The sequence below is a fragment of the Flaviaestuariibacter amylovorans genome (assembly GCF_039541815.1).
GTDB classification, from domain to species: domain Bacteria; phylum Bacteroidota; class Bacteroidia; order Chitinophagales; family Chitinophagaceae; genus Flavisolibacter; species Flavisolibacter amylovorans.
Genome location: NZ_BAABGY010000001.1, coordinates 217,787 through 241,695 on the forward strand (window position 1 = coordinate 217,787; position 23,909 = coordinate 241,695).

A 23,909-nucleotide genomic window follows, 5' to 3' on the forward strand; every position below is an offset into this window, starting at 1 on the left:
GCTACGGCCGGCGGCGCGGGAAACCTACAGCTTGCCCATCGCGATCAGGACCAGCAGGATCGCGCCGAGCACGATGCGGTAGATACCGAAGATGCGGAAGCCATAACGTTTCAGCACCGAGATGAAGAACTTGATGGCAATAAGTGCCACTACAAAGGCCACGACGTTGCCAACGAGAAACGCCTTCATGTTCTCCGACGTAGCCATGATGAGCTCGTAGCCTTTTTGCTCCGTGCCGTTCACGTCCCACTTCTTGAGGAACACCGAATAAAGCGTGGCGGCGGCCATGGTGGGCACGGCCAGGAAGAAGGAGAACTCGGCGGCGAAGTTGCGGGTGAGGCGCTGCTGCATACCCCCGATGATGGAGGCGGCGCTGCGGCTGACGCCGGGGATCATGGCCAGCACCTGCCAGAGCCCGATGATAAAGGCCTTCGGGTAGGTAAGCCGGTCGTCGGCCTCGATGACCTCGCGTTGGGTGGTCTCCGTGGCCAGGATGTCTGAGGGCGGCTGCGACGGTTGCGGGAACAGCCTGTCGATGAAGAGGAGCACGATGCCACCCAGCAGGAGGCTCGCCGCCACGATCAGCTGGCTGCTCAGCATGGCGTCGATGGCGTCGTTGAAGAGGAAGCCGAAGAGGAGCGCAGGAATCACGCCCACGGCCAGCTTCGCATAGAACTCCCATTTGGTGAACTGGAAGAACTTGCGCCAATATACGAGCACCACCGCGAAGATGGCGCCGAGCTGGATGGCCACCTCGAACAGTTTCGTAAAGGCGCCTTCCTCGATGCCGAGGAAGGAGGAGGCGATGATCATGTGTCCGGTGGACGACACGGGCAGGAACTCCGTGAGGCCTTCCACCACGGCGATCACGATGGCTTCGAGCAGGGTCATACGGTGGTGGAGGTAGTGCTGGTGGTCGTCTTCTCAACTACGATGCGGGGCTTGCGGAACAGCGCATAGATCTCGATCACGAGGCCGATGAGGATCACGATGGGCGCGATGGTGATGCGGCGCGTGCCGTATACCTCGTCCTTATTGAATACGTTGGGATCGTCGGAGCCGCCGCCGGCCATGAGCAGGAAGCCCAGGATGATCACGGCCGCGCCGATGGCCATCCACAGCAGGTTTTCGCGCCCGAACAGGGGCTTGTCGCTCAGGCGAAGCGTTTCTTTTTCCGTCAGCGGGGAACGTTTGCTCTTCATAAGGGGGGCAAGATACGGACTAATGTGCTAATGGGGTAACTGCCCCCTGTCCCCCCAAGGGGGCACTTAGGCCGTTACTTTCTTTAATAAAGGGAAGCGTTCCTGGGTTCGGGAATTTGAATACATGAGCAAATGAGCATACGAACAAATGAAGTGGGGCCTTTGTAGCCACCCAGCCATCCCTTCTACTTCATGTATTCATTTGCTCTCATTCAAAACTTAACGTAGAAAGCCCCGACTGTGTCGGAGCTTTCGTATAAAACTGCTTTAGGAAATGGTTCAACTAAGAAAGTAGCTTCCACCTAAGTTCCCCCTTCGGGGTCAACCGAGCGAAGCGAAGGTTGCGCGCGTAGCGCTGGGGCCGGGGCCGGAGCCGTTAGTACAGCTCATCCAGCTTCATCTTCAGGTATTTCCGCACCGAGCGGTAGGTGGAGATGAAGGTGATGGAGATGCCGATGGCCAGCAGGCCCAGGAAGAGCAGGAAGAACAGCTCGCGGTCGAACAGGGCCGAGATGCCGGGCGCAAAGCTCTCCAGCAGGAGGATGGCGCCATACAGCACCGCCGTGGCAATGACGGCCGCAAGGGCGCCGTTGAGCACGGCCCGTATATTAAGCGGACGGGCAATAAAGCCGCGCGTCGCGCCCACCATCTGCATCGTCTTGATGAGGAAGCGGTTCGAGAACATGGCGAGGCGGATCGTATTGTCGATGAGGATGATGACCAGGATGGCCACGATGATGACGATGACGAGGAGCACGAGCGTCACCACCTGGAAGTTGCGCTGCATGGCGCCCACGACGCCCTTCGAATACACCACCTCGTCCACGATCGGCAGCCGCGACAGCCCCGACTGCACGGCGGCCACGTTGGCGGAGTCCACGAACTGCTCTTTCAGGTTGAAGTTGATGCTCGTCGGCAGCAGGTTCTCTTCCAGAAAGCCGGTGAAGTCCTCGTTGCCGGCCTTGAGCCACTCGCGCTTGGCCGCGTCCTTGTCGATGTACTCGACGCTCTTCACCATCGGGAGGCGCTCGAGCGAATCCTGCAGGGCGGTGCGGTCGCGCTCGTTGACGTTGGGCTTCAGGTACACCTGCACCTGCAGGCTCTCCTTGAAGTGCTGCATCAGCTTCTTGGAGTTGATGCCAAGCCAGCCGAGGAGCCCCAGCAGGAAGAGGACGATGGTAACGCCCAGGACCGACATGAAGTAGGAAGGTTTGCCGCGCTTCGAAGAGGCTTTGCCGAATTGTGCCATGCAAGAGGTTTTCTGGAAGTGAACAAAAATAGGCCATTGCGCTCAATGGGGACGGACGGTCGCTTAAAGCTTTGTCAAAACCAAACGGGCGAAAGGGCTAAATTTGCCCCTCTAACGGCGGTCGGCCCGGGCTTATTGCCCCGGTTCGCTCCGCTCACTTTTTGAACCACAAAGACACCGAGACCCGAAGGCGCACGAAGATCCCGTGCCCGCAGCTCCGGTACAGGAATCAGAAATGGAATACAATTTCCGAGCGATCGAACAGAAATGGCAGCAACACTGGGCCGACAGCAACGCCTATACAGTGACCAACGACGCGTCGAAGCCGAAGTACTACGTGCTCGACATGTTTCCCTACCCGAGCGGCGCCGGCCTTCATGTGGGCCACCCCCTCGGCTACATCGCCTCCGACATCTTCGCGCGCTACAAGCGCCTCAAGGGCTTCAACGTGCTGCACCCGATGGGCTACGACGCCTTCGGCCTTCCCGCCGAGCAATATGCCCTCGAGCACGGCGTACACCCCGCCGTGAGCACCGCGAAGAACATCGGCACCTTCCGGGGCCAGCTCGATAAGATCGGCTTCTCCTTCGACTGGAGCCGCCAGGTCAACACCTCCGAGCCGCGCTACTACAAGTGGACGCAGTGGATCTTCCTGCAGCTATTTAACAGCTGGTACAACCGCGCGTCTAACAAGACCGAAAAGATCGATACGCTTATTGTCGCCTTTGAAAAGGACGGCAACGCTGCGCATCCCATTCCCGCCTTCGGCAAGGCTCAGGCTGACAACAGCATCCATTTCCCGGAGCGGTTTACAGCCGAACAATGGAAGTCCTTTGACGAGAAAACGCAGCAGGCTATCCTGATGGAATACCGCGTGGCCTATTGCGGCTACGGCGAGGTCAACTGGTGCGAGGCCCTCGGCACCGTGCTGGCCAACGACGAGGTCGTAAATGGTGTGAGTGAGCGCGGCGGCTATCCCGTTATCAAGAAGCGCCTGCGCCAATGGTACCTCCGCATCACCGAGTACGGCGACCGTCTGCTTCAAGGACTGCAGACCGTTGATTTCTCCGACGCCATGAAGGAGATGCAATCCAACTGGATCGGCAAATCCTCGGGCGCCGAGATCACGTTTGAGCTGATCTCCCCTTCTCTCCCGGAAAAGGGGTTGGGGGATGAGGTCATTGACCATTCACCATTGACCATTGACGTCTATACAACAAGACCCGACACGATCTTCGGCGTCGACTTCATGGTGCTGGCACCGGAGCACGAGCTCGTGATGGAGATCGTTTCCGACGAGCAGCGTGCCGCCGTCGAGGAATACGTGGCCTATGTGAAGAGCCGCTCCGAGCGCGAGCGCATGGCGGAAAAAAAGATCTCCGGCGTGTTTACGGGCGCTTATGCGCAGCATCCGTTCTCCGACAGGAAAATTCCGATCTGGATCTCCGAATACGTGCTCGCGGGTTACGGCACCGGCGCCATCATGGCCGTGCCGAGCGGCGACGAGCGCGATCATAAGTTCGCGCAGCACTTCAACATTCCCATCACCAACATTTTCGGCGACGCCTACACCGGCGAAGACGCGGTGACCTCCAAGGACCTCGTGTTGCACGATTCGGACTTCGTGAACGGCATGAAGGCGAAGGAAGCCATCGAGGCCGTGATCGACAAGCTCGTGGCACAGGGCATCGGCACACGCAAGACCAACTTCAAGATCCGCGACGCCGCCTTCAGCCGGCAGCGCTACTGGGGCGAGCCCTTCCCGATCAAGTGGGTGGATGGCGTGGCATACCCGCTGCCCGAAAGCGCGCTGCCGCTCGAGCTCCCGCACGTGGAGCAATACGGCCCGGGAAAAGAAGGCGAGGGCCCCCTGTCTGAGGTGAAAGATTGGACGGAGCGCAACCTGGAAACCAACACGATGCCCGGCTATGCCGGCTCCTCCTGGTACTTCCTCCGCTACATGGACCCGCACAACGACACCGAGTTCGCATCGAAATCAGCTACGGATTACTGGCGCCAGGTAGACCTCTACGTAGGCGGCACCGAGCACGCGGTGGGCCACCTGCTCTACTCCCGCATGTGGACGAAGGCGCTGTACGACCTTGGGCTCATATCGTTCGACGAGCCGTTCAAGCGCCTGCTGAACCAGGGGATGATACAAGGATCGTCGCGCTTTGTGTACCGCGTTCGCGGCAGCAACCAATACGTATCCGCCGGACTGAAAGATCAATACGAGGTCGACGAGATCCGCGTGGATGTGAACTTTGTCGACGGAGTGGAAATGGACACCGAAGCCTTTAGAAAGTGGAAGCCTGATTTTTCCGATGCCGAATTCATACTGGAGAATGGGAAGTACATCTGCGGCTCTGAAGTAGAGAAGATGTCGAAGTCGAAATTCAACACCGTGAACCCCGACGTACTCGTGGAGAAATACGGTGCCGACACCTTCCGCATGTACGAGATGTTCCTCGGTCCCGTGGAGATGTCGAAGCCCTGGGACACGAAGGGCATCGAGGGTGTGCACCGCTTCCTCAAAAAGCTCTGGCGCCTGTTCTATAATGAGGCCGGCCTGCAGGTAACGAACGAGGCACCGACGAAGGACGAGCTCAAAGTATTACACAAGACCATCAAGAAGATCGAGGAAGACACGGAGCGCTTCTCGTTCAACACAAGTGTGTCGAGCTTCATGATCGCCGTCAACGAGCTGTCGGACCTGAAGTGCACGAAAAAGGACATCCTCGCCCCGCTGCTCGTGTTGCTGGCTCCTTACGCCCCGCACGTGAGCGCCGAGCTCTGGTCGGCCATCGGAAACGAGGGCTCCATCCTCGACGCGCCCTTCCCGGCCTTCCATGCAGAGTACCTCGTGGAAGCCTCCAAGGAGTACCCCGTGTCCATCAACGGTAAAACGCGCGCGCAGATCGACATCGCCCTGGACGCTACCGAGGAGCAGGTGCAGGCCCTCGTGCTTGCCAACGAAACCGTGCAGAAGTGGATGGAAGGAAAGCCGCTCAGGAAGCTGGTGTTTGTGAAAGGCAGGATGATCAACGTGGTAGTGTAGTTCCACAAAGTCAAAATTCATCCCGAAGCTTCGGGAGTAAAAATCAAAAAGGCGTCCTCCCGCGGGGCGCCTTTTTCATGGGTGCCGTATCTTACCCGCAGCAATGCTCAGGGAACCACCGCCCCTGCCACCAACCTTCCTAAACCTCCTTAACCCCTCTAAACCTTTTCCTTGCTGTTCGACTTCAACCAATATTCCGCCCCGCTGCTCATCTTCTTCGTGCATGGCCTCGTGTATGCCGGCCTGCTTGCGCAACGCGGGCTCCGCGAAGGGCGGCGCTCCGATGGGTGGCTTGCGGGCTTCCTGCTGCTCTGCGTGCTCCACATCGCCCCCTGGATGCTCGGCTTCGCCGGCTGGTACGACAACCAGCCCTACCGCGACCTGCTGTTCTACATTCCCTTTCAGCACCTCTTCGCCCTCGGGCCCCTGGTGTATTTCTACGTACAAAGCCTCCTGAACCCCTCGTTCCGCTTCAACCGCCGCGCCGCGCTGCACTGCCTGCCCGCCGTTGCCTACCTCGCTTACGCGGGGGTGATCGTAGTTACCGACAAGCTCGTGCTGCGCCGCTACTGGTTCCTCGCCGACGGCTCCGACCCGGACTTCTCCCTCTGGTACCAGCTCGCGGGATTCGTGTCGATGGTGACCTATGGCTACGGGTCGCTGCGCTACTACCAGCACTTTCGCCTCCTCATGCTGCAGGTGTCGTCCAATGCCGAAGGGCTCGCCTTCCGCTGGGTGCGCCGCTTTCTCCTGGCCTTCCTCGCGATGCTCCTCCTGCGTGTCGTCTTTTTCCTGGTATCGCTTGCCGGCTTCACCGATTATTCCGACTCCTGGTGGTATTACCTGGGCTTCGGGGTCCTGTTCTATGCCATCGCCATCCGCGGCTACGGCAATGCGCAGCAGGCCACCGTGGGCTACCGCGCCCTGCTTTCCGAAGAAAAGGCCGTGCTGCTGCCCGAAGGGCCCGTGCCGGCTGGAGGGGAGGAGGAGCCGATACCGGTGAGCGTGGAGGAGTCCGCTCCGGCTACCGATCCGCTTGCCGGGGAGTGGAAGGGGCGCATCGAGGCACTGCTGGCCGGGGAAGCCCCTTACCGCGATCCGGAGCTGAGCCTCAGTGCGCTGGCCGGCCGCCTCGGTCTTCCCGCCGCGCAGCTGTCGCGCATCATCAATAAAGGATACGGCTGCAACTTCAACGACTTCATCAACGGGTACCGCGTCCGGGCTGTGCAGGACGAGCTGGCGGCCGGCGCCCACCTCCGGCAAACCCTCGTGAGCATCGCCTACGACTGCGGTTTCAACTCGAAGGCGACCTTCAACCGGGCCTTCCTGAAGCATACCGGCAAGGCGCCCAGCGATTTCGTAAGGAGCCTGGAATGAGCCATGGGTGCGGGCACGCCGAATTTGAGCCGTCCCGAACCCGGTTTTTGAGACGCGCTTTCTTTGGCTCAAAACCGATCCTGAGGCGGTGCCGCCCGGCGCATCCGGCAGTTTTGTGTGGTCAAACGGCCCAGGGCCTACTCCTTACACAAAACCACTTATTATGCGCTCCTTTTCCCTCCGTGCCTTTCTCTTCGGGCAATCGCTTCCCGACGACCGCACACTCAACATCGGCTGGCTCCTCTTTCGTTTTTACCTCGGGCTTTCCCTCGCCATCGGCGCCGGCCTTCCCAAGATCCGGGACGGCTTCTCGCCCGATTGGTTCGTGCGGATGGTGGATGGGATGGGCTTTGATTTTCCGTCACCCGTATTCTGGGCGGCCCTCGCTTCCTGGGGCGAATTCCTCGGCGGCATTTGCATCGCCTTCGGCATCCTCACCCGTCCCATGGCCCTGCAGCTGGCCTTCCAGTTCTTTATCATCTCCTTTATCTGGTATGGCGAGCCGGAGCCCCTCGTTGGCATGTACTACCAGCAGCTCTTTTTCTGGTGCTTCCTGCTGGTGCTGTTTGCGGGCGGCGGGCGCTTCAGTGTCGATCGCTGGCTGGCAGCACGCCAGTTCCCCCTGCGTCGCCTCCGGCTGGCCACGGGGATCGCGCTGGGTGGTGGCATCCTGCTGCTCGGCACGGCCGCCGGCAAGATGCCCATTGTGAAACGAACGGTCGTGTACCGGGTGCAGGTACCCGGCCCCGCCCCGAAAGTGGTGGCCGTACGCGGTGGCGATGCGCCCCTGAGCTGGGAAACCGACCGCGCGCTGCACCTCCTGCCGGGCACCGATATGTATACCGACACGGTTACCTACAACACTGCCTATGGCTTTACCGACGTCAAGTTCGTGCGCGACGGGCAGTTTGAGCTCGATCAGAAAGACAACCGCCGCGTGCAGTTCAACGGGAAAGACACCGTGGTCTATTCCGCCACCTTCGACGTACCCGACACCCCAACGAAATAAAGATCCACTCAACTCCATTTTATGAACCGAATCAGTTCGTTCCTCTTCGCCCTGCCGCTGCTTTTTGCCGTACTCCCGTTGGACGGCCGCGCGCAAACATCCAGCCCCGATCCCTTTATTCCGTACCTCGGCGCCTGGGCCGGCACCTTGCAATACCTCGACTACAGCAGCAACGATACGGTGTCGATACCGGTGGAGCTCGAGGTGCGCGCCATCCCCGGCAACGCGGTGCAGGTGGTGCTGGCCTATCATTACCCGGCCGAGGCGGACCACGACCATAACGATACGCTTTCGTATGCCGGCAGCCCGGCCTACAGCGAAGGCCTCTCGTGGAAGACCGGCGGGGCCGGGCGTGATGCGGGGAGGGCCAGCTTCATCCTGCGCAGCCACCAGTGGTCGACCAACAGCATCGGGATCTGGAAAGAGGTGCAGTGGGACCATAAGCCGGGGTTCTTTCTCCGGAACCGGTACCATTTCACGAGAAAAGGGCGATGATCGGTCTTTAAGGTTCTTGGGGTTTTTAGGGTTCTTAAGGTTTCGGCCTCGACTCATCCAGGACATTAAGAGCCCCTTAAGCCTTCAGAACCTTGAGCACCCTTTCAAAACAACTCGTTAAAGAACCCGCCCGGCGAACCTATGCACGCCGTTTGCTGTTAGATAGGGCAGAATCTTTTCCCATGGCTTATCCCAACCTCACCCTCATCAGTGCGCTGCGCGGTGCGGCGCAGCAGCTGCGCAACGGCGCACCCTATGCCTGGGGCGACCACGGCTCCTGCAACTGCGGCCATGTGCTGCAGGTAGTTACCCACCTCAGCCGCGAAGAGATCGTACGCCATGCCCGTACCGGCATCGGCGAGTGGACCGAGATCGCGGAGGACTATTGCGGCGTCACCGACGCGCCCGTGACGCTCCTGGTGAGCCGCCTCGAAGCAATCGGGCTTACCCCCACCGATATCCACTGCCTCGAATACTTGCAGGACCGCGCGGTACTCGACCGGCTGCCGGGCGGCTTCCGCTGGCTGCAGAAGAACGTGCGCGAAGACGTCATCGTCTACTTCGAGACCTTTGCGGCCCTGCTCGAGGAGCAGCTGCTGCCGCGGATCGACATCTCGGAGCTCGAGCGCCCCGTGCCCGTACCTGCCTGAGGCGGATGCCCGGAATTGTGCGGATAGCGCGTTCTTTGCAGTTCCAGATCCCCATCATGCAGAAACACGAATTTGAAAAAGCCCTTGCCGGCGTCGAGTTGCACCCCGTCGTGCCCCTTGCGCCCGGCGACGCCCTGCTGCGCATGAACCTCACCGCCGGGAACGCGCACCTCAACACCGCTACCTTCTCCAGCACCGGGCTCTTTTCGGCCTGGGTGGAAGACCTGCTGCACCGCAAGGAAGCGCGCTATGGCATCGGCGGCTACGGCGAGCACCGCACCATCTATGCCCGCTCCGAATACTTCGACACCGGCGAGGAGCCCCGCCGCCTCCACCTCGGCATCGACGTCTGGGGACCGGCCGGCACGCCCGTGCATGCGCCCCTCGCCGGCACCGTGCACAGTGCCGCCTTCAACGATCACTTCGGCGACTACGGCGCTACCGTAATTCTACGGCACGAGCTGAACGGCTTCGTGTTTCATACACTCTACGGCCACCTCGACCTCGCCTCGCTCCAGGATAAAGAGGAAGGACGCGCCGTTGCGGGAGGCGAGCTTGTTGCCCGCTTCGGTCCGCCGGAGGAGAACGGCCACTGGCCGCCGCACCTGCACTTCCAGGTAATTGTGGACATCGGCGATTGGAAGGGTGATTACCCCGGCGTGTGCCGCTACTCGGAGCGGGCCCAATGGATGGCCAACTGCCCCGACCCCGACGTGCTGCTGCGGCTGATGGAGCGGGCCGTCGGGGAGCCGGATTAACGCCGGCCCGCGTGCTTCCGGCGCCTGCCGCCGCGGACGATCCTGCGTGTCAGCCCGTTATGGGCAAGGCTGCTGGGCGCTGCCGCGTCCACCCCATTATGTTTTCGGTGCCCCGCGTTCCGCTGGGTTGCTGCAGCCGCTCCTGCCCGGCGGGCACTATCCCTTTTGATTTTTTTTTGATGGCCGCAGATGCGGGTCCAGCCTGCTTTTGCGCCGCTCATCGCGAAAAATTTCTGTCCGCTTTTTCCATTTGTCGAACCTTTTTTTAGAAAGCTGGTTAAAAGAAGCGACATCGTCCGGCTTCGCCAGGCCCTTCCCATAACCAACCTTAAACGCCATGCGTAACCAACAACTGCTGCTGATCTTCGTAGTTCCCCTCTTTTTATGTTCCTGCGTCCGATACGTTGCCGGCAGGGTCGGCCTCACCGACGAGGCACCGCGGCTGCAGTCGCTGCCGGTCGAAGGCAAAGAGGTGTATTTCCTTGGCATGATGCACCTGGCACGGCCTGCCTTTTATGCCAACACGCAAAAAGTAGTCGAAGACCTGCAGGCGAAAGGATTTGTCTGCTACCTCGAATCGATTACCGGGGTGGATTCCAACACGCGCCCGGCCTTCGATACCACCGCCTTCCGGAAGTTCCGGAAGCTCCTGAAGCTGCAGGTGGGCGTGCAGTATTCCAAAAACGACAATCCGATCATGCAGAAGATGGTGAAGCAGCTCGGGCTGGTTGACCAGCCGAATTATCCCCTTATGGGCGTGCAGCGCTATCGCTGGGTGGATATGAGCTACAGCGACCTCGTGCGGATCTATGAATTCAAGCATGCTCCGGTGTTGCTCGACAGCTGCGACCTGAATACGGCCCTCGACAAGCCCTATTCCTGCTCCGGCGCAGGCAGTGGCCGACGCTCCTTCCTCGAAGAGGTGATGCAATACGAGCGCAATCGCTTCATTGCGCAGACCGTACTCCGGTCGGAAGATAAAAAGATCCTGATCCTTTACGGCAAGGCGCATTACGATGGCGTGCTTGCCGAGCTCCGGTTGGCGGCCACGCAGGCTGCCGCAGTGCGTCGTTGATCCTACCGTAATTATACTGGCTGGCACCCTTAGGTGTCATTGCGGTGCGCCTGCTCCGGGTGCCGCGAATGTATCCCCCTTCTGTTCCGTAATACTGCATGCCTTTGCATGAGCCTCCTCCCTGTGCCCTCCCGGGCGGGTGGGGAAAGGAGGCGTCGTGCCCGGTGATGTGGCGGTACAGGCCCGATACGCGTACACTCCAGGTCACCAAATCACCCCAATATGGAACTAGCACTCCGGATCTACCAGATCAGAAAAGCCCACCGGCTTACGCAAGCAGAAGTAGCCTATCGTTGCGACATCACGCCCTCCGCCTACGGGCAGATCGAGCGAAGAGCGGGCAACGCCACCTTCTTCACGCTCGCAAAAATCGCGGACGCCATCGGTGTGTCGCTCTCTTTCCTGGTCGACATACAAAACGTCGACTACATCGAGAAAAAAACAAGTTTTGACTTGTTGGATGCGCCCGCAGCCTGATGAAATTTTGTGTCGTTGATCGCAATGAACGCCATTCGGCGGATTAATGAAACTCGAGCCCCGCTGCATGTGCAGGCTTGTTGCGACAATGGCGGAATATCCGACACAGCGCCTCTTCTGAAGGTAGGACTAACCACAAAAAATCAAGTCACATGAGAAAACTGTTCATGGCCGTACTGATGTTCTTCGGTATCGCCGCAACCACTAACGCACAAGACATCACGCAGGACGAAGTGAAGCAGGACCTGCGGGCGGGCGTCGTCAGCTTCGTACGCTCGGTAAAGGGCCAGTTCCGCGGTGGCACGGGTAATTTCGACGAGTTCCGGCTCAAACTGATCGGCTCGGCCAACGTCGCCACCATCACTGCCGAAGGCAACGATCTGCTGAAGGTGACCTATGAGCTTATTCAGCAGGATGCTACTGAGGACCGGATCAGGGAAGTCGGCTTCCAGCCCTTCGCCCGCGCCATGAATCTGGTGCTGAACCATGAGGCCAAAGGCTACTCCGGCGCCAACCTGGAGAATGGTAGCGTAGCCCTCTTCGGAGGCGATGCGAGCAGCCTGGCCGGCTATGATGCGCAGGCCCGTACCGCCGCAGGCGACTGCCCCGATTACCGCGAGTGCCGCTGGTACCAGCTGGGTTGCCACGCGCACAACGTAGGTGCCTGGCTGTGCAAGAACAAGGACGTGCTGCAAGCGATCTACTATGTAGTTCAGATCCTGTCGTACTTTATCTGATGCATCAACGGCCGCCTGGTACAACCGGGCGGCCGTTCTTTCTTTACCTACTGGCCGACCCCGAGTGGCTTCGCAGCCGACGGGGCCTTCGCGGCTTCCAATTACAGCAGGTGACCGCATGCCGGGCGGCAGTATCCATGAAGTACCCACGGGCCTACCATCATCACCCGAAGAAATACGGTTTCATGAAAGCAGTCGTATTCGCATTCGTTGTTTCGTTCCTTCCCCTGGGCTTTGCCAGGGCACAGGCCGCAGCGGCCGTCAAGCAACAGGCGCGTGCCGAGATCTTCTCGTCGGGCTTCATCGATGTTGTCAACAACGGCCAGGTGAATGCAAGTTCCCGCTTCATCCGGCTCAACATCGGCGAGCAGGGCCGGTTCGTGCTGCCCCTGAGCATCTATGGCGGCGTGAGCAACAACCAATTCCAGAATCCGCAGTTGGGCGGGCAGCTGCTCCGGAGCAACGATCACCTGATCAACCAGTACATCAATCCGTCGAGCGGACTCGTCAACATCTGTGTGGAGGGCATTGCCTTCCCGAAGCGGGCCGACTCGCAAACGACGCGGTTCGGTTTCCCGTACGCCATCGGGGAACGCCTGCTGAACGGTACCCGCATCGGCCCGGTAAGCAACCCGGCCACGGGCCGCCCGGTCAATTTCCTGAACGCCTACGTGACGTCGGGGGTTTACTTTCAGACCGGTGCCTGGGAGCGCACCAACTCGAACAACGTCGGCATCTTCTGGGCTTCGCTGCGTTACCACCTCACCAGGAGCAACCCCCGCCAGATCCGCGAGTTTCTGCCCGACATCCAGACCAACGGTTTCTACCACGGCTACAGCATCGGGTTCGGCATCGAGATCAACAACCTGCTCAACGTGAAGTGCATCTACTATAAGTATGCAAAGCAGCCGGAGATCGACTACGGCCTTCCCATCTACCAGTTCTCGATCAATTACTCCACGAGCAAGAACTGAACCCACGCGGCTCAGACCTAAGAGGGTGTGTGACTTATTCGATCACTGCTCATCGGACCGCGCAAGCGCGGGGAGCGGGGCTGACGCCCCTGTCGCGACGGCACGACGGCGCTCCCGAAGCCTCGGTAGGCACGACGAACAGTGGAAAGAACAGATTGTTTTTCTGCGTCGCGCCGTCGCGCATCGAGGCCGCTTGCGGCCGACATTCCCGAGCTTCTAGGAAAGTACATTAATTCAAACAGCCTCTAAGTCATCACTAGAAAGTCAACATTCAGAAGGGCGCAGCCGTCGGTTCGCTTTTTGAATGTTGGCTTTCGTATTTCTACGGGGCGCTGCTTCTTGGGACCGGTGCTGTGATCCGCTTTGCGCGGTGCTTCGTCGTGCATTTCGACGGTCATGAAATCTTATCTCGAAAAACAAGTTTTGACTTGTTGGATGCGCCCGCAGCCTGATGAAATTTTGTGTCGTTGATCGCAATGAGTTGCACGCGGCGGATTAATGAAACTCGAGCCCCGCTGCATGCGATGGCTCGTTGCGACGGCGGCGGAATATCCGACACAGCGCCTCTTCTGAAGGTAGGACCAACCACAAAAATCAAGTCACATGAGAAAACTGTTTATGGCCGTACTGATGTTCTTCGGCATCGCCGCTACCGCAGCCGCCCAAAGCTTTACCCAGGATGAGATGAAGCGGGACCTGGAAGCGGGCGTCGTCAGCTTCGTGCGCTCGGTGAAGGGCCAGTTTCCCGGCGGTGCCGGCAATTTCGACGAGTTCCGGCTCAAATTGATCGGCTCGTCCAACGTCGCTTCCATCACTCCCGAAGGCAATGAGCTCCTGAAGGTAACCTATGAGTTCATCCAGCAGGGAGCTTCCGACGACCAGATCAAGGAAGCCGGCATCCGGTCGTTTGCCCGTGCCCTGAACGTAGTGTTGCACCACGAGTCCAAGGGCTACTCCGGTGCCGACCTGGAGCGTGGGAGCGCAGCCCTCTTCGGCGGTGATGCAAGTGGCCTCCTTGGGTACCAGCCGACTGCCCGCACCGGTGTGCGCGACTGCCCGGATTACCGCGAGTGCCGCTGGTTCCAGCTGGGCTGCCACGCGCACAACGTAAGTACCTGGATCTGCAAGCAAATCCAGGCGTATGAGGCGATCCTGGAAATCATCGAGGGCCCCTACTTGCTGCCTTACCTCTAACCGGTTCTAAAAAAGGGAGGGGTGTTGTATCTGTCTTGAATAATCCAAGGCACACAGCGCCCCAGTCATTGCATGTCGTTTTAACCTGCAGGATACACCACGTCCCGAAACCTCAGGACAGGCTACCAAACAGGAAGATTGTTCTCCTGGTAGGTTGACGAGCGTTACTCCGCATAAAAAAGAGTCAAAATTCAAAAGGTGCCGGCTCCGGTTTTGCCTTTTGAATTTTGACTCTTTACTTTCTGAAAGCTTAGCTCGCAGAGAACGCACCCGCAAACTCCGGAGCAAAGTCCTCGAGCTTACGCTTTCCGATGGGCTGATGACCGTTGTTGAGGAAGTCGGCCTGCATGCTGCCATTGCGGAGAGCGGCGCCCATCTCTACGTAGTTCTTAGCGATCTCTTCGGGAACGCCGGCGCCGCGCATGCCATCAAGGCTTTGCTCGTCGCTGAACCCCACCCAGGGCAACTCCGGCTTGCCGATGGCGGAGCCGAGTGCTTTGGCGATATCGGCATTGCTGCGTACGTCGCTCACCACGTAGTGCACGCTGTGGCCAGTGAAGGCGCGCGACTGGAGTGCTTCGGCAGCGGCGGCTGCAATGTCGGCCGGGTGTACGAGCAGGAGGCGGGCATCGGCGTCGCCGTTGTTGCCGCCGATAATGCCGGCGCCTTTCACGAGGCCGACATTGGCGAGCAGGTTGTGGTAGAAGTAGCCTGCGCGCAGGTGCAGCACATGAACGCCTTCGAGCGCATTAAAGGCATTTTCGGTGTGGTGAAGACCGGTGACGGGGCCGGTGCCGCCGGGCAGGTCGGCGCCGATGGAGCTCAGGTTCACAACGTGCGTCACGCCGCTGGCGGTAACGGCTTCGGCGAGGCCGCGGCCTACCGTGGCGATCCACTGCTTCCAGTCGCCCTGCGGGGCGAAGTTGGGCGGCACCATCGTGTATACGGCATCGGCGCCACGGAAGGTTTCTGTAAGGAAGGCGACGTCTTCCACGGAGCCGACGGCTGCCTTCGCACCTTTGTCGGTCAGGGGCTTCAGGTTTTCCTCGTTGCGGCCGATGACGGTCACGCCGTGGCCGGCGGCAAGGAGGGTTTCGGCAAGGGGGCGGGTAACATTACCGGCTGCGCCTACGAGTACATAATTCATAAAAAAGGGTTTTGGGGGTTTTGGGAGGTTTTTAATGGTTTTGAAAGGTTGGTTTCCGTCAATATTTGTATATACAACTAATAGGTCAAATAAAAAGTTCAGTCTTCGAGGCGGTCGGCGATGCGGCTCATGGCCTGGAGCAGCGCACCTCCTTCGGGCGGGGGCGCGAGGGCTTCGATCCTGCCATAAAAGTCTTCGAGGCAGGCGTGCAACTTCGGCACCAGATCCTTTGCTTTCGGGGTCGGATATACGTTCGTGAGCTTGCCCTCCGTGGTGCGCACGATCAGCTTTTTTTCCTCCAGTTTCTGCATGAGGCGCGTGATGGTGCTGGGTTGCAGCTGCAGCTGGCCGGCCAGTGCGCCCGGCCCGATGCCCGGCTCGTCGAGGGTGGCGAGCAGGAGGTAGGCATGCGAGGGCGAAAGCCCTACCGGGGCCCAGCTTTCCTGGGCCAGCTTCTCCACCTTGCGGGCGAGGGCACCGCTCATGAAGTAGAGGCATTGGGCAAACCGGCTGCACGATGTTTTCATATCCGGAACAAAGAACGGGACAATCATTTGTATATGCAAATATATTTTTCCAACACTTCCTTAACGACCTTTTCCGGGTTCATCCGGGCCTTTTTCGGTAACTTTAGCGCATGTCCAATCCCAATCTACTATCGGGCGGCGAAGGCCTGACAGCGGCGGAGAAGGAGTTCGAAAACAACATCCGGCCCAGGGAGATCGAAGACTTCTCGGGGCAGCCGCAGATCATCGAGAACATCAAGATCTTCATCAAGGCGGCCAAGATCCGCGGCGAAGCCCTTGACCATGTGCTCTTCCACGGTCCGCCGGGACTCGGTAAGACCACCCTTTCGCGCATCGTGGCCAACGAGCTGGGGGTCAACATCCGGGAAACCTCGGGCCCGGTGATCGAGAAGCCCGGCGACCTCGCGGGCCTGCTCACCAACCTGCAGCCCAACGACGTGCTCTTCATCGACGAGATCCACCGCCTCTCCACCATCGTGGAGGAGTATCTCTATTCGGCGATGGAAGACTATAAGATCGACATCATGATCGACTCGGGCCCGAATGCCCGTTCCATCCAGATCAACCTGAACCCCTTTACGCTCATCGGCGCCACCACACGCTCGGGCCTGCTCACGGCGCCGCTGCTTTCGCGCTTCGCCATCAAGAGCCGCCTCGAGTATTACGACGCCAAGACCCTGACCGCGATCATCCTGCGCGCCGCCGATATCCTCAAAGTGGAGATCACCAATGACGCCGCCGGCGAGATCGCCCGCCGCAGCCGCGGTACGCCGCGTATCGCCAACGGACTGCTGCGCCGCGTGCGCGACTTCGCCCAGGTACTCAACGACTCGAAGATCGACCTCGGTATCACCCAGCATGCCCTGCGCGCCCTCAACGTGGATGAGCATGGCCTCGACGATATGGACAACCGCATCCTGTCGGCCATCATCGAGAAGTTCAAGGGTGGCCCGGTCGGCATCACCACCATCGCCACGGCGGTGGGCGAGGAGAGCGGCACGCTCGAGGAAGTGTACGAGCCTTTCCTCATCCAGGAAGGCTTCCTGCAGCGCACGCCGCGCGGGCGCGAAGCCACCGACAAGGCCTATCATCACCTCGGCAAGATGCGTCCCCGCTTTGGTGGTACCGGCGACCTGTTCTCAAGCGAATTGACACGGTAGACATATAGTGCATCCTATTCCGAAGGCGACCAAAGGCCGCCTTTTTCGCGCAAAGGCGCCAAGTACGCAAATATCGCAAAGACACTTGTCCTGCATCGCTTTGCCTTTTCGCGCTTTATATAGAAAAGCCCCGCTGGAAGCGGGGCTTAATTTTTTGCGCTCTTGGCGCGCTTTGCGCCTTTGCGTGAAACGCGCGCCTGCGCGCCTTACTTGTGCACGACCAAGCGGAAGCCGTTGCCGTGGATGTTCACGATCTCGATTTGCGGATCGTCGCGGAGGTACTTGCGCAGCTTGGCGATGTACACGTCCATCGAGCGGCCGTTGAAATAGGTGTCGGAGCCCCAGATGCGCTTCAGCGCCTGCTCGCGGGGCAGGAGGTCGTTGAGGTGCTCGCAGAGCATTTTCAGCAGCTCGTTCTCCTTCGGCGACAGCGTCTGCGTGCGGCCGTCCTTGGAGAGCTCGCGGAGCTTCGGGTTGAAGTGGTAGGAGGCGAGGTCGTATTCGCGGTTCTCGCTTTCGCGGTTGAGCTCTTCATTCCGCTTCAGGATGGCCTTGATCTTATGCAGGAGCACCTCCGAATCGAAGGGCTTCGTGATGTAGTCGTCGGCGCCGAGCTTGTAGCCCTGGATGATGTCTTCCTTCATCGTTTTGGCGGAGAGGAAGAACAGGGGTACGTCGGGGTTGATATCGCGGATCTCCTCGGCCAGGGTAAAGCCGTCCATATTGGGCATCATCACGTCGAGCAGGCAGAGGTCGAAGGTCTCGCGCTGGAAAGCGGCAAGGCCGAGGCGACCGTCGCGCTCGAGGGTAACGTCATAATCATTCAGCTCCAGGTAGTTCTTCAGTACACTGCCAAGGTTGGGATCGTCCTCGCACAGGAGGATCTTCGCTTTCTTTCCGTCCATGATATCGGTTTTAATTCGCTTTAAAGTTAGTGGATTCCCGTTTACAGGGCGCCGTTAGGGCTTTATTGCAAAAACGTTACCAGCTGTGCGGAAGGCAAATAAAGTCAAAGAAGAGTTCTTAACCGCTAAGAAAAGAAGAAGCAACGGTATCCGCTAAGGTGAACTGTGGATCGCGGCACCTCCGCATTGTTTGAGAAGGAGCGCTTGCACAACTGATATCAGGTCGGGATGACCTTATGGGGACATCCGTGCCTATCGTAAAAAATCATAGATATCTGCGTGCTTTCTCTTCGGTAAGCCTCCGGGTGGCCAAAATCCTCATTTCAACAGTGCCGCCAGCTTCTTGAAGCTCTCGTAGGGCCCTTTCTCGGCGAAGTTGTTGACGAGCCAGGCCGGGAGCTTACCGCCGGGCTCGGCTTCGAAGATGTACACGATGTAGATCTGCCCGGGAGCGGCGGCCGGGGTTGCCGTCCAGGAGATGGTGGATTTGCGCACGCGCACCTTCCCGGCTTGCTCGGGCACGAGTCCCGCGGCGCTGGTTTCGGTGATGTGGAGCGAGCGGTCGCCGTCGCGCTGCACGCGGGCATGCACCACGGCGTCGCGGTTACTGAGGGGCCAAGGGAGCGCCGTCTCCGAGTAGTAGTAATATTCAGTGGGGCTCACCTGCTTTACATGGTGCGCGGTCTTATTGCCGTAGACCCAGTTCTTGAAGTTGCCGACGTTGTAGAGCACTCCCTGCAGGCGGTCGAGCGTGCCGGGGAGGGTGGCTTCTACCCGGATATTCTTGAACCCGCTGTTTTCCGACTGGTAGATGCGCATGCCTTCCGACTGGCGCGTGAGCTTCCAGCCCTGGGCAAAGGCGCCGGACAGCGAAAGCAGGAAGAAGCAGGAAAGTAACAGTCTCTTCATAGTGGGCCGCAAATTTACATTAAATGGAGTGTATATATGATGGCGTGGCGGTCGGCACGGTTGCATCCCCGGTGAAAGGCGCTCCCTTGCCTGTGAGGCGGCAGGTCGGTGTGGTCAGCGGAGCGCGAGTCGCCCTTCCGGGTCCACCAACAGCAACTCCTCAGCCTGCAGCCGCTCGATCACGGTCCAGAGCTGCTCCCGCTGGATGTCTTTGAGTTGTTGTAGTAGGGCTTCTACGGGAAGGGGTCGCACCTGTAGCAGGCCCCGGATGCGCCCGCCGATCGCGGCAAAGGCTTCGGGTGTCAGCGGGGCGCGCTTGCGGGCGAGGCAGTTGTCGCAGATGCCGCAGGGCGTTTCGGCCGCATCACCGAAATACCGGTTGATGTAGCTGCTCCTGCACCCTGCGTCTTCCGTATAGCCGATCATGGCTTTGACGCGCTCCCGGAAGGCCTCCCGCCGCTCGCGGTATAGCGTCATGTCCATGTAGAAGTCTTCCGTATTTACCCGGTCGTGCCGAAACACCAGCTGCGGGTCTTCGTTGAGTGGCCGGTAGTCGATGACGCCAAAGGCGGCCGCGCGCAGCAATCCTTTTTTCACCTCGTCCACGTTCAGGCGCATCAGCTTCGCGATCTGTGCCTCCGAGATCACCACGGGAAGGTCCCAGATGCCGGCATAGGTGCGGAGCAACAGGGTCAGCAGCGGCTCGAGCTCGGGGTGGGCTTCCTCGAAGGCGCGGAGGCCGCTGCGGTCGGTGGTAAAGATTACGGTCGGCGGAGCGAAGCTTTTCTCATTGAGGTCGAACCAGCCGTCGCTCTCCATCGCCTTCAGCGCATAGTGGGCCTGGTGGCCATTGAGCTTGAAGTTGCGCACGAACGGATCGAAATGGAAGGTGTAGGACTGGTCCTTTCCATAGTACGACGGGATCTGCAGGTAATTGACGAGGGCGCTGAACACGGTGCGTACCTGCTCGAGCGTCGGGAAGCGGTCTTCGTGTGCCTTCTCCAGGTCGGCAAGCTCGGCGTCGGTGTACAGCAGCACGGCGTAGGACTTCTTGCCGTCGCGGCCGGCGCGGCCTGCCTCCTGGTAGTAGCTCTCGAGGCAATCGGGCACGTCGGCATGAAGCACGAGGCGTACGTCGGGCTTGTCGATGCCCATGCCGAAGGCATTGGTGCATACGATCACCCGGGTGCGGCCGTCGATCCAGTCCTGCTGCCGGCCGGCGCGCTCCTCCTGCGTCAGTCCGGCGTGGTAGTGCGCGGCCGACTCGCCCTGCAGCTCCAGCAGGCGCGCCACTTCCACGGTGCGGCGGCGGCTCTTGCAGTATACGATGGCGGACCCTGGTACTTTTTTGAGGATGTCGGCGAGGCGGTTCATGCGGGCGTCGGTGCGGTAGGCCGAGTAGGAGAGGTTGGGACGGAGGAAGGGCTGGCGGAACTGAGCGGCCCCTTCCATCCCGAGCTGCGTGCAGATGTCTTCCTGTACTTCTACGGTAGCCGACGCGGTGAGCGCAAGCACGGGCACACCGGGAAGCTCGGCGCGCAGGGCGGCAATGCGGCGGTAGGCCGGCCGGAAGTCGTAGCCCCACTGCGAGATGCAGTGGGCCTCGTCCACGGCAATGAGGTTGACGTCGAGCGCCGGCAGGTATTCGCGGAACAGCCCCGTCTCGAGGCGCTCGGGCGACACATACAGCAGCTTGTACGGGCCGTGCGCCACGTTCTTCAGGGTCTGCACGATGGCGCGGCGCGACTGTCCGGAGTAGATGGCCGCGGCGAGGATGCCGCGTTTCTTCAACCCTTCCACCTGGTCTTTCATGAGCGCGATGAGCGGCGAGATCACGAGGCAGATCCCTTCGCGCGCCATGGCCGGCACCTGGTAGCACAGGCTCTTACCGCCGCCGGTGGGCAACAGCGCCAGCGCATCGCGGTCGTCGAGCACGGTGCGGATGATGTCTTCCTGCAAGGGCCGAAAGGCATCGTAGCCCCAGTATTCTTTGAGTATGTCGTGGATTTCGGGCAAGGCAGATAAAGGTGAAGAAGGGATTATAACCGCAAAGAAAAGAAGAAAAGAAGGGATTCGCTAAGGGCGCGCAAGCGCGCGTTTATTTGTCTATTGGTTTATTTGTAAAGGGTCGTCTAAAGTGCGGGCTGCTTTGAGGTCGCCATCATTGTGCTTCTCGCAACGACGGCACAGGAGGGCCAGAGATGAACTTGTATAAAAAGGCCGCGCGTCAGCGCGGCCAAAATCTTTGCGAATACCTTAGCCCCTTCTTTTCTTAGCGGTGAAAAACCCTTTGCTTCTTAAACTGTCTTGTTATGCAACCTTCTTGAAATTCAGTCGTACCGAATTCGCCGCCAGCACCACATCACTCAATCCCATCACCAGCGCGCCAAAAGAAGGCGTCAGTAATCCGAAGGCAGCCACCGGTATGGCGATGATGTTATAGAAGAAGGCCCAGAACAGGTTCTGCCGGATGGTGACGTACGTATGCCGGCCGAGGCCGAGGGCGAGCGGCAGCTTCGTGAGGCCGCTGTTCATCAGCACCACCTGCGCGCTCTGCACCGCGATCTGCGTGGCCTCGCTCATCGACACCCCGATGGTGGCCTTGGCCAGCGCGGGCGCGTCGTTGATGCCGTCGCCGACCATCACGGTGGGCACTTCGGCGTTGAGGCGACCGATGGTTTCGAGCTTCTGCTCCGGCGTTTGCTCCGCGATGGCGACGTCGATACCAAGCGCGGCCGCTACGGCTTCGGTCTTGGCCCTGCGGTCGCCGCTGAGGAGCACCGTGCGGATGCCTTGGGCTTTGAAGTACTGCACCACCTGCTTCGCCTCGGGGCGCAGCTCGTCTTCGAGATCGAGCCAGCCGATGAGGTGTCCGTTGCGGAGTACATATATGTTGTGGCTGTCGTCGCTCGTGAGGTGCGCAGCTACGGCGTAGGAGCCTGCGGTGAAGTGGATGCCCTCGCGGTCGGTGGCCACCATGCCGCGGCCCTTTACTTCCTCGATCTTGTTCCAGCGCCATTCAGGCGACGACTTCCATTCCGCGGCGATGCTTTTCGCCAGCGGGTGCGCCGAGTGCTTCTCCAGGGAATAGACGATGCGTTTGAACTCCTCCTCCGGAATATCCGCATGAAAGCGCGCGATGCGGAAGCGGCCCGTGGTGAGCGTACCCGTTTTATCGAAGACCACCTGGCGGATGTTGCGGAACAGCTCGAGACTTTTGGCGTTGCGGAACAGCACGCCGCTGCGCGCGGCGCGGCCGAGGCCCACGGCGATGGCGGCCGGCGTGGCGAGGCCCATGGCGCAGGGGCAGGCGATCACGAGCACCGCGATGGCGCGCATCAGCGCCGGGGTAAACTCTTTCAGGATGATCCAGTTGGCGGCGAAGGTCACGAGCGCGATGGCAAGTACGGTAGGTACGAAGACCGCAGAAATACGGTCGGCCAGCTGCTGCACCGGCGGCTTCTCACCCTGCGCGGCCTTTACGAGCTGAAGGATGCGCGCCAGCGTGGTGTCGTTGCCAACGGCGGTAACGATGGCTTTGGCCGTGCCCTGCTCCAGCACCGACCCACCGATGAGCGGGTCCTTTTTCGTTTTGGCAACCGGCGCGCTTTCCCCGGTAAGCAGGGCCTCGTTCACCTGTACGTCGCCCCAGAGGATCTTGCAGTCGGCGGGCACCTGCTCGCCGCTGTTGATCAGCACGAGGTCGCCCACCTTGAGCTGCGTGTTCTCGATCGGGAAAATGAGTTCCTGGTGCTGGTCGTCGAAGGCGATCATGTTGGCCATCACCTTCTGCGATTTCATGAGTGCCTTGAGCGAGCGCTGCGTGGTTTGTACCGAGAGGTGCTCGAGGTGCTCGCCGAGGAACACGAGGGTGATGATGGTGGCGGCCGTTTCGAAAAAGAGGTAGTCGGCACCGTGGCCCATCAGCGCGCCGATGAGGCTATAGATGAATGCGGAAGACGCGCCGATGGCGATGAGCACGTTCATGTTGGGCACGCCGTTGCGCAGGCTTTTGACGGCCGAGCGGCCGAAGTAGCGCATGCCCACGAAGAAGACCGGCAGGGTGAGTGCCAGCTGCACCCAGGGATTCATGATCCAATGGCCCCAGCTGCTTTGGTGCACGGCGGGGAACATGTGCAGTAGTAATACGGCCGTAAAGGGCAGGCAGAACAGGAAGCGCTGGTAGTGCGTGGAGAGAAAGGGCTTTTTGGCAGCCGGTGCCGCATCGGCCGGGGCCACGCCGTAGCCCAGCGTCTGCACGCCTTTGGCAAGCTGCTTCGGCTCCTTTCCCCCGTTGACCTCGAAGCTGACGTCGCCGTTGATCACCGATACGGCGATATTCTGCGCGCCCTCCTTCTCGAGGTATTTCTGCACCGTGAGGGCGCAGTTCGAACAGGTCATCCCTTCCACCTTCCATTGTACCTTTTCCATTCCGCTCGCTTCTTTGTGCAAAGGTACCCGCGCGCCTCCCCGGCTCCGGAACAGTGTTGCGACTTTCTTTTCAACGCCGTTGCAAAGCGGTGTTAAATTTGCCGCATGACCGAAGAACTGACCCTCGATGCCCTGCCAGACTTTGCCGGCCGCTTCTGGAAGGCCCATGCCGGCAGCACCGTATTTGCCTTTCATGGCCCGATGGGCGCCGGCAAAACCACGCTCATCTCGGCCCTCTGCGCCGCGCGCGGGGTACCGGGAGCCGCCTCCAGTCCTACGTTCTCCATCATCAACGAGTACGCCGATGCCGGCGGCGGGCGCCTTTATCATATGGACCTCTACCGCCTCCGCGACCTCGAGGAGATCGTGGGCGCCGGGGTGGAAGACTGCCTCCTGAGCGGCGCTACCTGCCTCGTGGAGTGGCCCGAAAAGGCGCCGGAGCTCTTCGATGAGCAGACCGTGCAGGTGTTCGTAGAGCCCCTGGGCGACGGGCGGCGGCGCGTGCGCACCGAGGGGCCGGCGTCATTCGCGGGGTAGTGTCGGCCAAGAGTTGTAATTTTCCGTTTCATTCGACC

22 protein-coding genes are annotated in these 23,909 nt (G+C 60.1%); 13 read left to right on the top strand and 9 right to left on the bottom strand.

From position 1 onward, the window contains the following. Positions 1-24 precede the first annotated feature (24 nt). The 3 genes from ABD937_RS00975 to ABD937_RS00985 form a co-directional block, all read right to left on the bottom strand. Positions 25-891, bottom strand: a complete 867-nt coding sequence (locus tag ABD937_RS00975) for an undecaprenyl-diphosphate phosphatase (RefSeq protein ID WP_345252713.1) — start codon at positions 889-891, stop codon at positions 25-27. Beyond that, positions 888-1,202, bottom strand: a complete 315-nt coding sequence (locus ABD937_RS00980; RefSeq protein WP_345252714.1) for a DUF3098 domain-containing protein — start codon at positions 1,200-1,202, stop codon at positions 888-890. Before ABD937_RS00980 ends, ABD937_RS00975 begins: the two co-directional genes overlap by 4 nt. Positions 1,203-1,578: 376 nt before the next feature. Continuing rightward, complete coding sequence (locus tag ABD937_RS00985) at positions 1,579-2,451, bottom strand: cell division protein FtsX (protein WP_345252715.1); 873 nt, start codon at positions 2,449-2,451, stop codon at positions 1,579-1,581. Between the two features lie 235 nt (positions 2,452-2,686). Between ABD937_RS00985 and leuS the strand changes: the two genes are divergently transcribed. The 11 genes from leuS to ABD937_RS01040 all read left to right on the top strand — a co-directional run bounded on the left by leuS (position 2,687) and on the right by ABD937_RS01040 (position 14,255). Continuing rightward, on the top strand, positions 2,687-5,509 hold the full coding sequence (gene leuS, locus ABD937_RS00990; RefSeq protein ID WP_345252716.1) for a leucine--tRNA ligase: 2,823 nt from the start codon (positions 2,687-2,689) through the stop codon (positions 5,507-5,509). A 171-nt stretch (positions 5,510-5,680) separates the two neighbouring features. Beyond that, on the top strand, positions 5,681-6,886 hold the full coding sequence (locus ABD937_RS00995) for a helix-turn-helix domain-containing protein (protein ID WP_345252717.1): 1,206 nt from the start codon (positions 5,681-5,683) through the stop codon (positions 6,884-6,886). A gap of 163 nt (positions 6,887-7,049) precedes the next feature. Further along, positions 7,050-7,895 carry a DoxX family protein gene (locus ABD937_RS01000; protein ID WP_345252718.1) on the top strand — a complete coding sequence of 282 codons (846 nt, stop codon included), beginning with the start codon at positions 7,050-7,052 and terminating at the stop codon, positions 7,893-7,895. Positions 7,896-7,916: 21 nt separating this feature from the next. Further along, positions 7,917-8,390 carry a hypothetical protein gene (locus ABD937_RS01005; protein WP_345252719.1) on the top strand — a complete coding sequence of 158 codons (474 nt, stop codon included), beginning with the start codon at positions 7,917-7,919 and terminating at the stop codon, positions 8,388-8,390. Between the two features lie 182 nt (positions 8,391-8,572). Then, positions 8,573-9,040: a hypothetical protein gene (locus tag ABD937_RS01010; protein ID WP_345252720.1), complete on the top strand. Its 468-nt coding sequence runs from the start codon at positions 8,573-8,575 to the stop codon at positions 9,038-9,040. A gap of 56 nt (positions 9,041-9,096) precedes the next feature. After that, entirely contained in the window at positions 9,097-9,798 is a 702-nt protein-coding gene (locus ABD937_RS01015; protein WP_345252721.1) for a peptidoglycan DD-metalloendopeptidase family protein, read from the top strand. 337 nt (positions 9,799-10,135) lie between these two features. Next, on the top strand, positions 10,136-10,873 hold the full coding sequence (locus tag ABD937_RS01020) for a hypothetical protein (protein WP_345252722.1): 738 nt from the start codon (positions 10,136-10,138) through the stop codon (positions 10,871-10,873). A gap of 222 nt (positions 10,874-11,095) precedes the next feature. Further along, positions 11,096-11,350, top strand: a complete 255-nt coding sequence (locus ABD937_RS01025) for a helix-turn-helix domain-containing protein (protein ID WP_345252723.1) — start codon at positions 11,096-11,098, stop codon at positions 11,348-11,350. A 152-nt stretch (positions 11,351-11,502) separates the two neighbouring features. Continuing rightward, complete coding sequence (locus ABD937_RS01030; protein ID WP_345252724.1) at positions 11,503-12,087, top strand: hypothetical protein; 585 nt, start codon at positions 11,503-11,505, stop codon at positions 12,085-12,087. Between the two features lie 185 nt (positions 12,088-12,272). Beyond that, entirely contained in the window at positions 12,273-13,061 is a 789-nt protein-coding gene (locus ABD937_RS01035) for a hypothetical protein (RefSeq protein ID WP_345252725.1), read from the top strand. Positions 13,062-13,664: 603 nt separating this feature from the next. Then, complete coding sequence (locus ABD937_RS01040) at positions 13,665-14,255, top strand: hypothetical protein (RefSeq protein WP_345252726.1); 591 nt, start codon at positions 13,665-13,667, stop codon at positions 14,253-14,255. 250 nt (positions 14,256-14,505) lie between these two features. Here ABD937_RS01040 and ABD937_RS01045 read toward each other — a convergent pair whose 3' ends face one another. Continuing rightward, positions 14,506-15,402, bottom strand: coding sequence for an NAD(P)H-binding protein (locus tag ABD937_RS01045; protein WP_345252727.1), 897 nt, complete (start codon positions 15,400-15,402; stop codon positions 14,506-14,508). Positions 15,403-15,500: 98 nt separating this feature from the next. Next, on the bottom strand, positions 15,501-15,929 hold the full coding sequence (locus tag ABD937_RS01050; protein WP_345252728.1) for a MarR family winged helix-turn-helix transcriptional regulator: 429 nt from the start codon (positions 15,927-15,929) through the stop codon (positions 15,501-15,503). A gap of 110 nt (positions 15,930-16,039) precedes the next feature. Here ABD937_RS01050 and ruvB point away from each other — a divergent pair, with 110 nt between their 5' ends. Then, complete coding sequence (gene ruvB, locus ABD937_RS01055; protein ID WP_345252729.1) at positions 16,040-17,089, top strand: Holliday junction branch migration DNA helicase RuvB; 1,050 nt, start codon at positions 16,040-16,042, stop codon at positions 17,087-17,089. A 206-nt stretch (positions 17,090-17,295) separates the two neighbouring features. On the opposite strand, the gene ABD937_RS01060 is transcribed toward ruvB, so the two are convergent. From ABD937_RS01060 to ABD937_RS01075, 4 genes are all read right to left on the bottom strand, one after another. Next, on the bottom strand, positions 17,296-17,994 hold the full coding sequence (locus ABD937_RS01060) for a response regulator transcription factor (RefSeq protein ID WP_345252730.1): 699 nt from the start codon (positions 17,992-17,994) through the stop codon (positions 17,296-17,298). A 318-nt stretch (positions 17,995-18,312) separates the two neighbouring features. After that, complete coding sequence (locus ABD937_RS01065) at positions 18,313-18,903, bottom strand: START domain-containing protein (protein ID WP_345252731.1); 591 nt, start codon at positions 18,901-18,903, stop codon at positions 18,313-18,315. 114 nt (positions 18,904-19,017) lie between these two features. Then, positions 19,018-20,919, bottom strand: a complete 1,902-nt coding sequence (locus tag ABD937_RS01070) for a RecQ family ATP-dependent DNA helicase (RefSeq protein WP_345252732.1) — start codon at positions 20,917-20,919, stop codon at positions 19,018-19,020. A gap of 294 nt (positions 20,920-21,213) precedes the next feature. Continuing rightward, positions 21,214-23,334 carry a heavy metal translocating P-type ATPase gene (locus tag ABD937_RS01075; protein WP_345252733.1) on the bottom strand — a complete coding sequence of 707 codons (2,121 nt, stop codon included), beginning with the start codon at positions 23,332-23,334 and terminating at the stop codon, positions 21,214-21,216. 105 nt (positions 23,335-23,439) lie between these two features. Here ABD937_RS01075 and tsaE point away from each other — a divergent pair, with 105 nt between their 5' ends. Beyond that, complete coding sequence (gene tsaE, locus ABD937_RS01080) at positions 23,440-23,871, top strand: tRNA (adenosine(37)-N6)-threonylcarbamoyltransferase complex ATPase subunit type 1 TsaE (RefSeq protein ID WP_345252734.1); 432 nt, start codon at positions 23,440-23,442, stop codon at positions 23,869-23,871. Positions 23,872-23,909: the final 38 nt, after the last annotated feature.

What these genes read in the sequence shown, in the direction of transcription:
- ABD937_RS00975 (WP_345252713.1), bottom strand. Translation starts at nt 891, where the DNA reads ATGACCCTGCTCGAAGCCATCGTGATCGCCGTGGTGGAAGGCCTCACG.
- ABD937_RS00980 (WP_345252714.1), bottom strand. Translation starts at nt 1,202, where the DNA reads ATGAAGAGCAAACGTTCCCCGCTGACGGAAAAAGAAACGCTTCGCCTG.
- ABD937_RS00985 (WP_345252715.1), bottom strand. Translation starts at nt 2,451, where the DNA reads ATGGCACAATTCGGCAAAGCCTCTTCGAAGCGCGGCAAACCTTCCTAC.
- leuS (WP_345252716.1), top strand. Translation starts at nt 2,687, where the DNA reads ATGGAATACAATTTCCGAGCGATCGAACAGAAATGGCAGCAACACTGG.
- ABD937_RS01000 (WP_345252718.1), top strand. Translation starts at nt 7,050, where the DNA reads ATGCGCTCCTTTTCCCTCCGTGCCTTTCTCTTCGGGCAATCGCTTCCC.
- ABD937_RS01005 (WP_345252719.1), top strand. Translation starts at nt 7,917, where the DNA reads ATGAACCGAATCAGTTCGTTCCTCTTCGCCCTGCCGCTGCTTTTTGCC.
- ABD937_RS01010 (WP_345252720.1), top strand. Translation starts at nt 8,573, where the DNA reads ATGGCTTATCCCAACCTCACCCTCATCAGTGCGCTGCGCGGTGCGGCG.
- ABD937_RS01015 (WP_345252721.1), top strand. Translation starts at nt 9,097, where the DNA reads ATGCAGAAACACGAATTTGAAAAAGCCCTTGCCGGCGTCGAGTTGCAC.
- ABD937_RS01020 (WP_345252722.1), top strand. Translation starts at nt 10,136, where the DNA reads ATGCGTAACCAACAACTGCTGCTGATCTTCGTAGTTCCCCTCTTTTTA.
- ABD937_RS01025 (WP_345252723.1), top strand. Translation starts at nt 11,096, where the DNA reads ATGGAACTAGCACTCCGGATCTACCAGATCAGAAAAGCCCACCGGCTT.
- ABD937_RS01030 (WP_345252724.1), top strand. Translation starts at nt 11,503, where the DNA reads ATGAGAAAACTGTTCATGGCCGTACTGATGTTCTTCGGTATCGCCGCA.
- ABD937_RS01035 (WP_345252725.1), top strand. Translation starts at nt 12,273, where the DNA reads ATGAAAGCAGTCGTATTCGCATTCGTTGTTTCGTTCCTTCCCCTGGGC.
- ABD937_RS01040 (WP_345252726.1), top strand. Translation starts at nt 13,665, where the DNA reads ATGAGAAAACTGTTTATGGCCGTACTGATGTTCTTCGGCATCGCCGCT.
- ABD937_RS01045 (WP_345252727.1), bottom strand. Translation starts at nt 15,402, where the DNA reads ATGAATTATGTACTCGTAGGCGCAGCCGGTAATGTTACCCGCCCCCTT.
- ABD937_RS01050 (WP_345252728.1), bottom strand. Translation starts at nt 15,929, where the DNA reads ATGAAAACATCGTGCAGCCGGTTTGCCCAATGCCTCTACTTCATGAGC.
- ruvB (WP_345252729.1), top strand. Translation starts at nt 16,040, where the DNA reads ATGTCCAATCCCAATCTACTATCGGGCGGCGAAGGCCTGACAGCGGCG.
- ABD937_RS01060 (WP_345252730.1), bottom strand. Translation starts at nt 17,994, where the DNA reads ATGGACGGAAAGAAAGCGAAGATCCTCCTGTGCGAGGACGATCCCAAC.
- ABD937_RS01065 (WP_345252731.1), bottom strand. Translation starts at nt 18,903, where the DNA reads ATGAAGAGACTGTTACTTTCCTGCTTCTTCCTGCTTTCGCTGTCCGGC.
- ABD937_RS01075 (WP_345252733.1), bottom strand. Translation starts at nt 23,334, where the DNA reads ATGGAAAAGGTACAATGGAAGGTGGAAGGGATGACCTGTTCGAACTGC.
- tsaE (WP_345252734.1), top strand. Translation starts at nt 23,440, where the DNA reads ATGACCGAAGAACTGACCCTCGATGCCCTGCCAGACTTTGCCGGCCGC.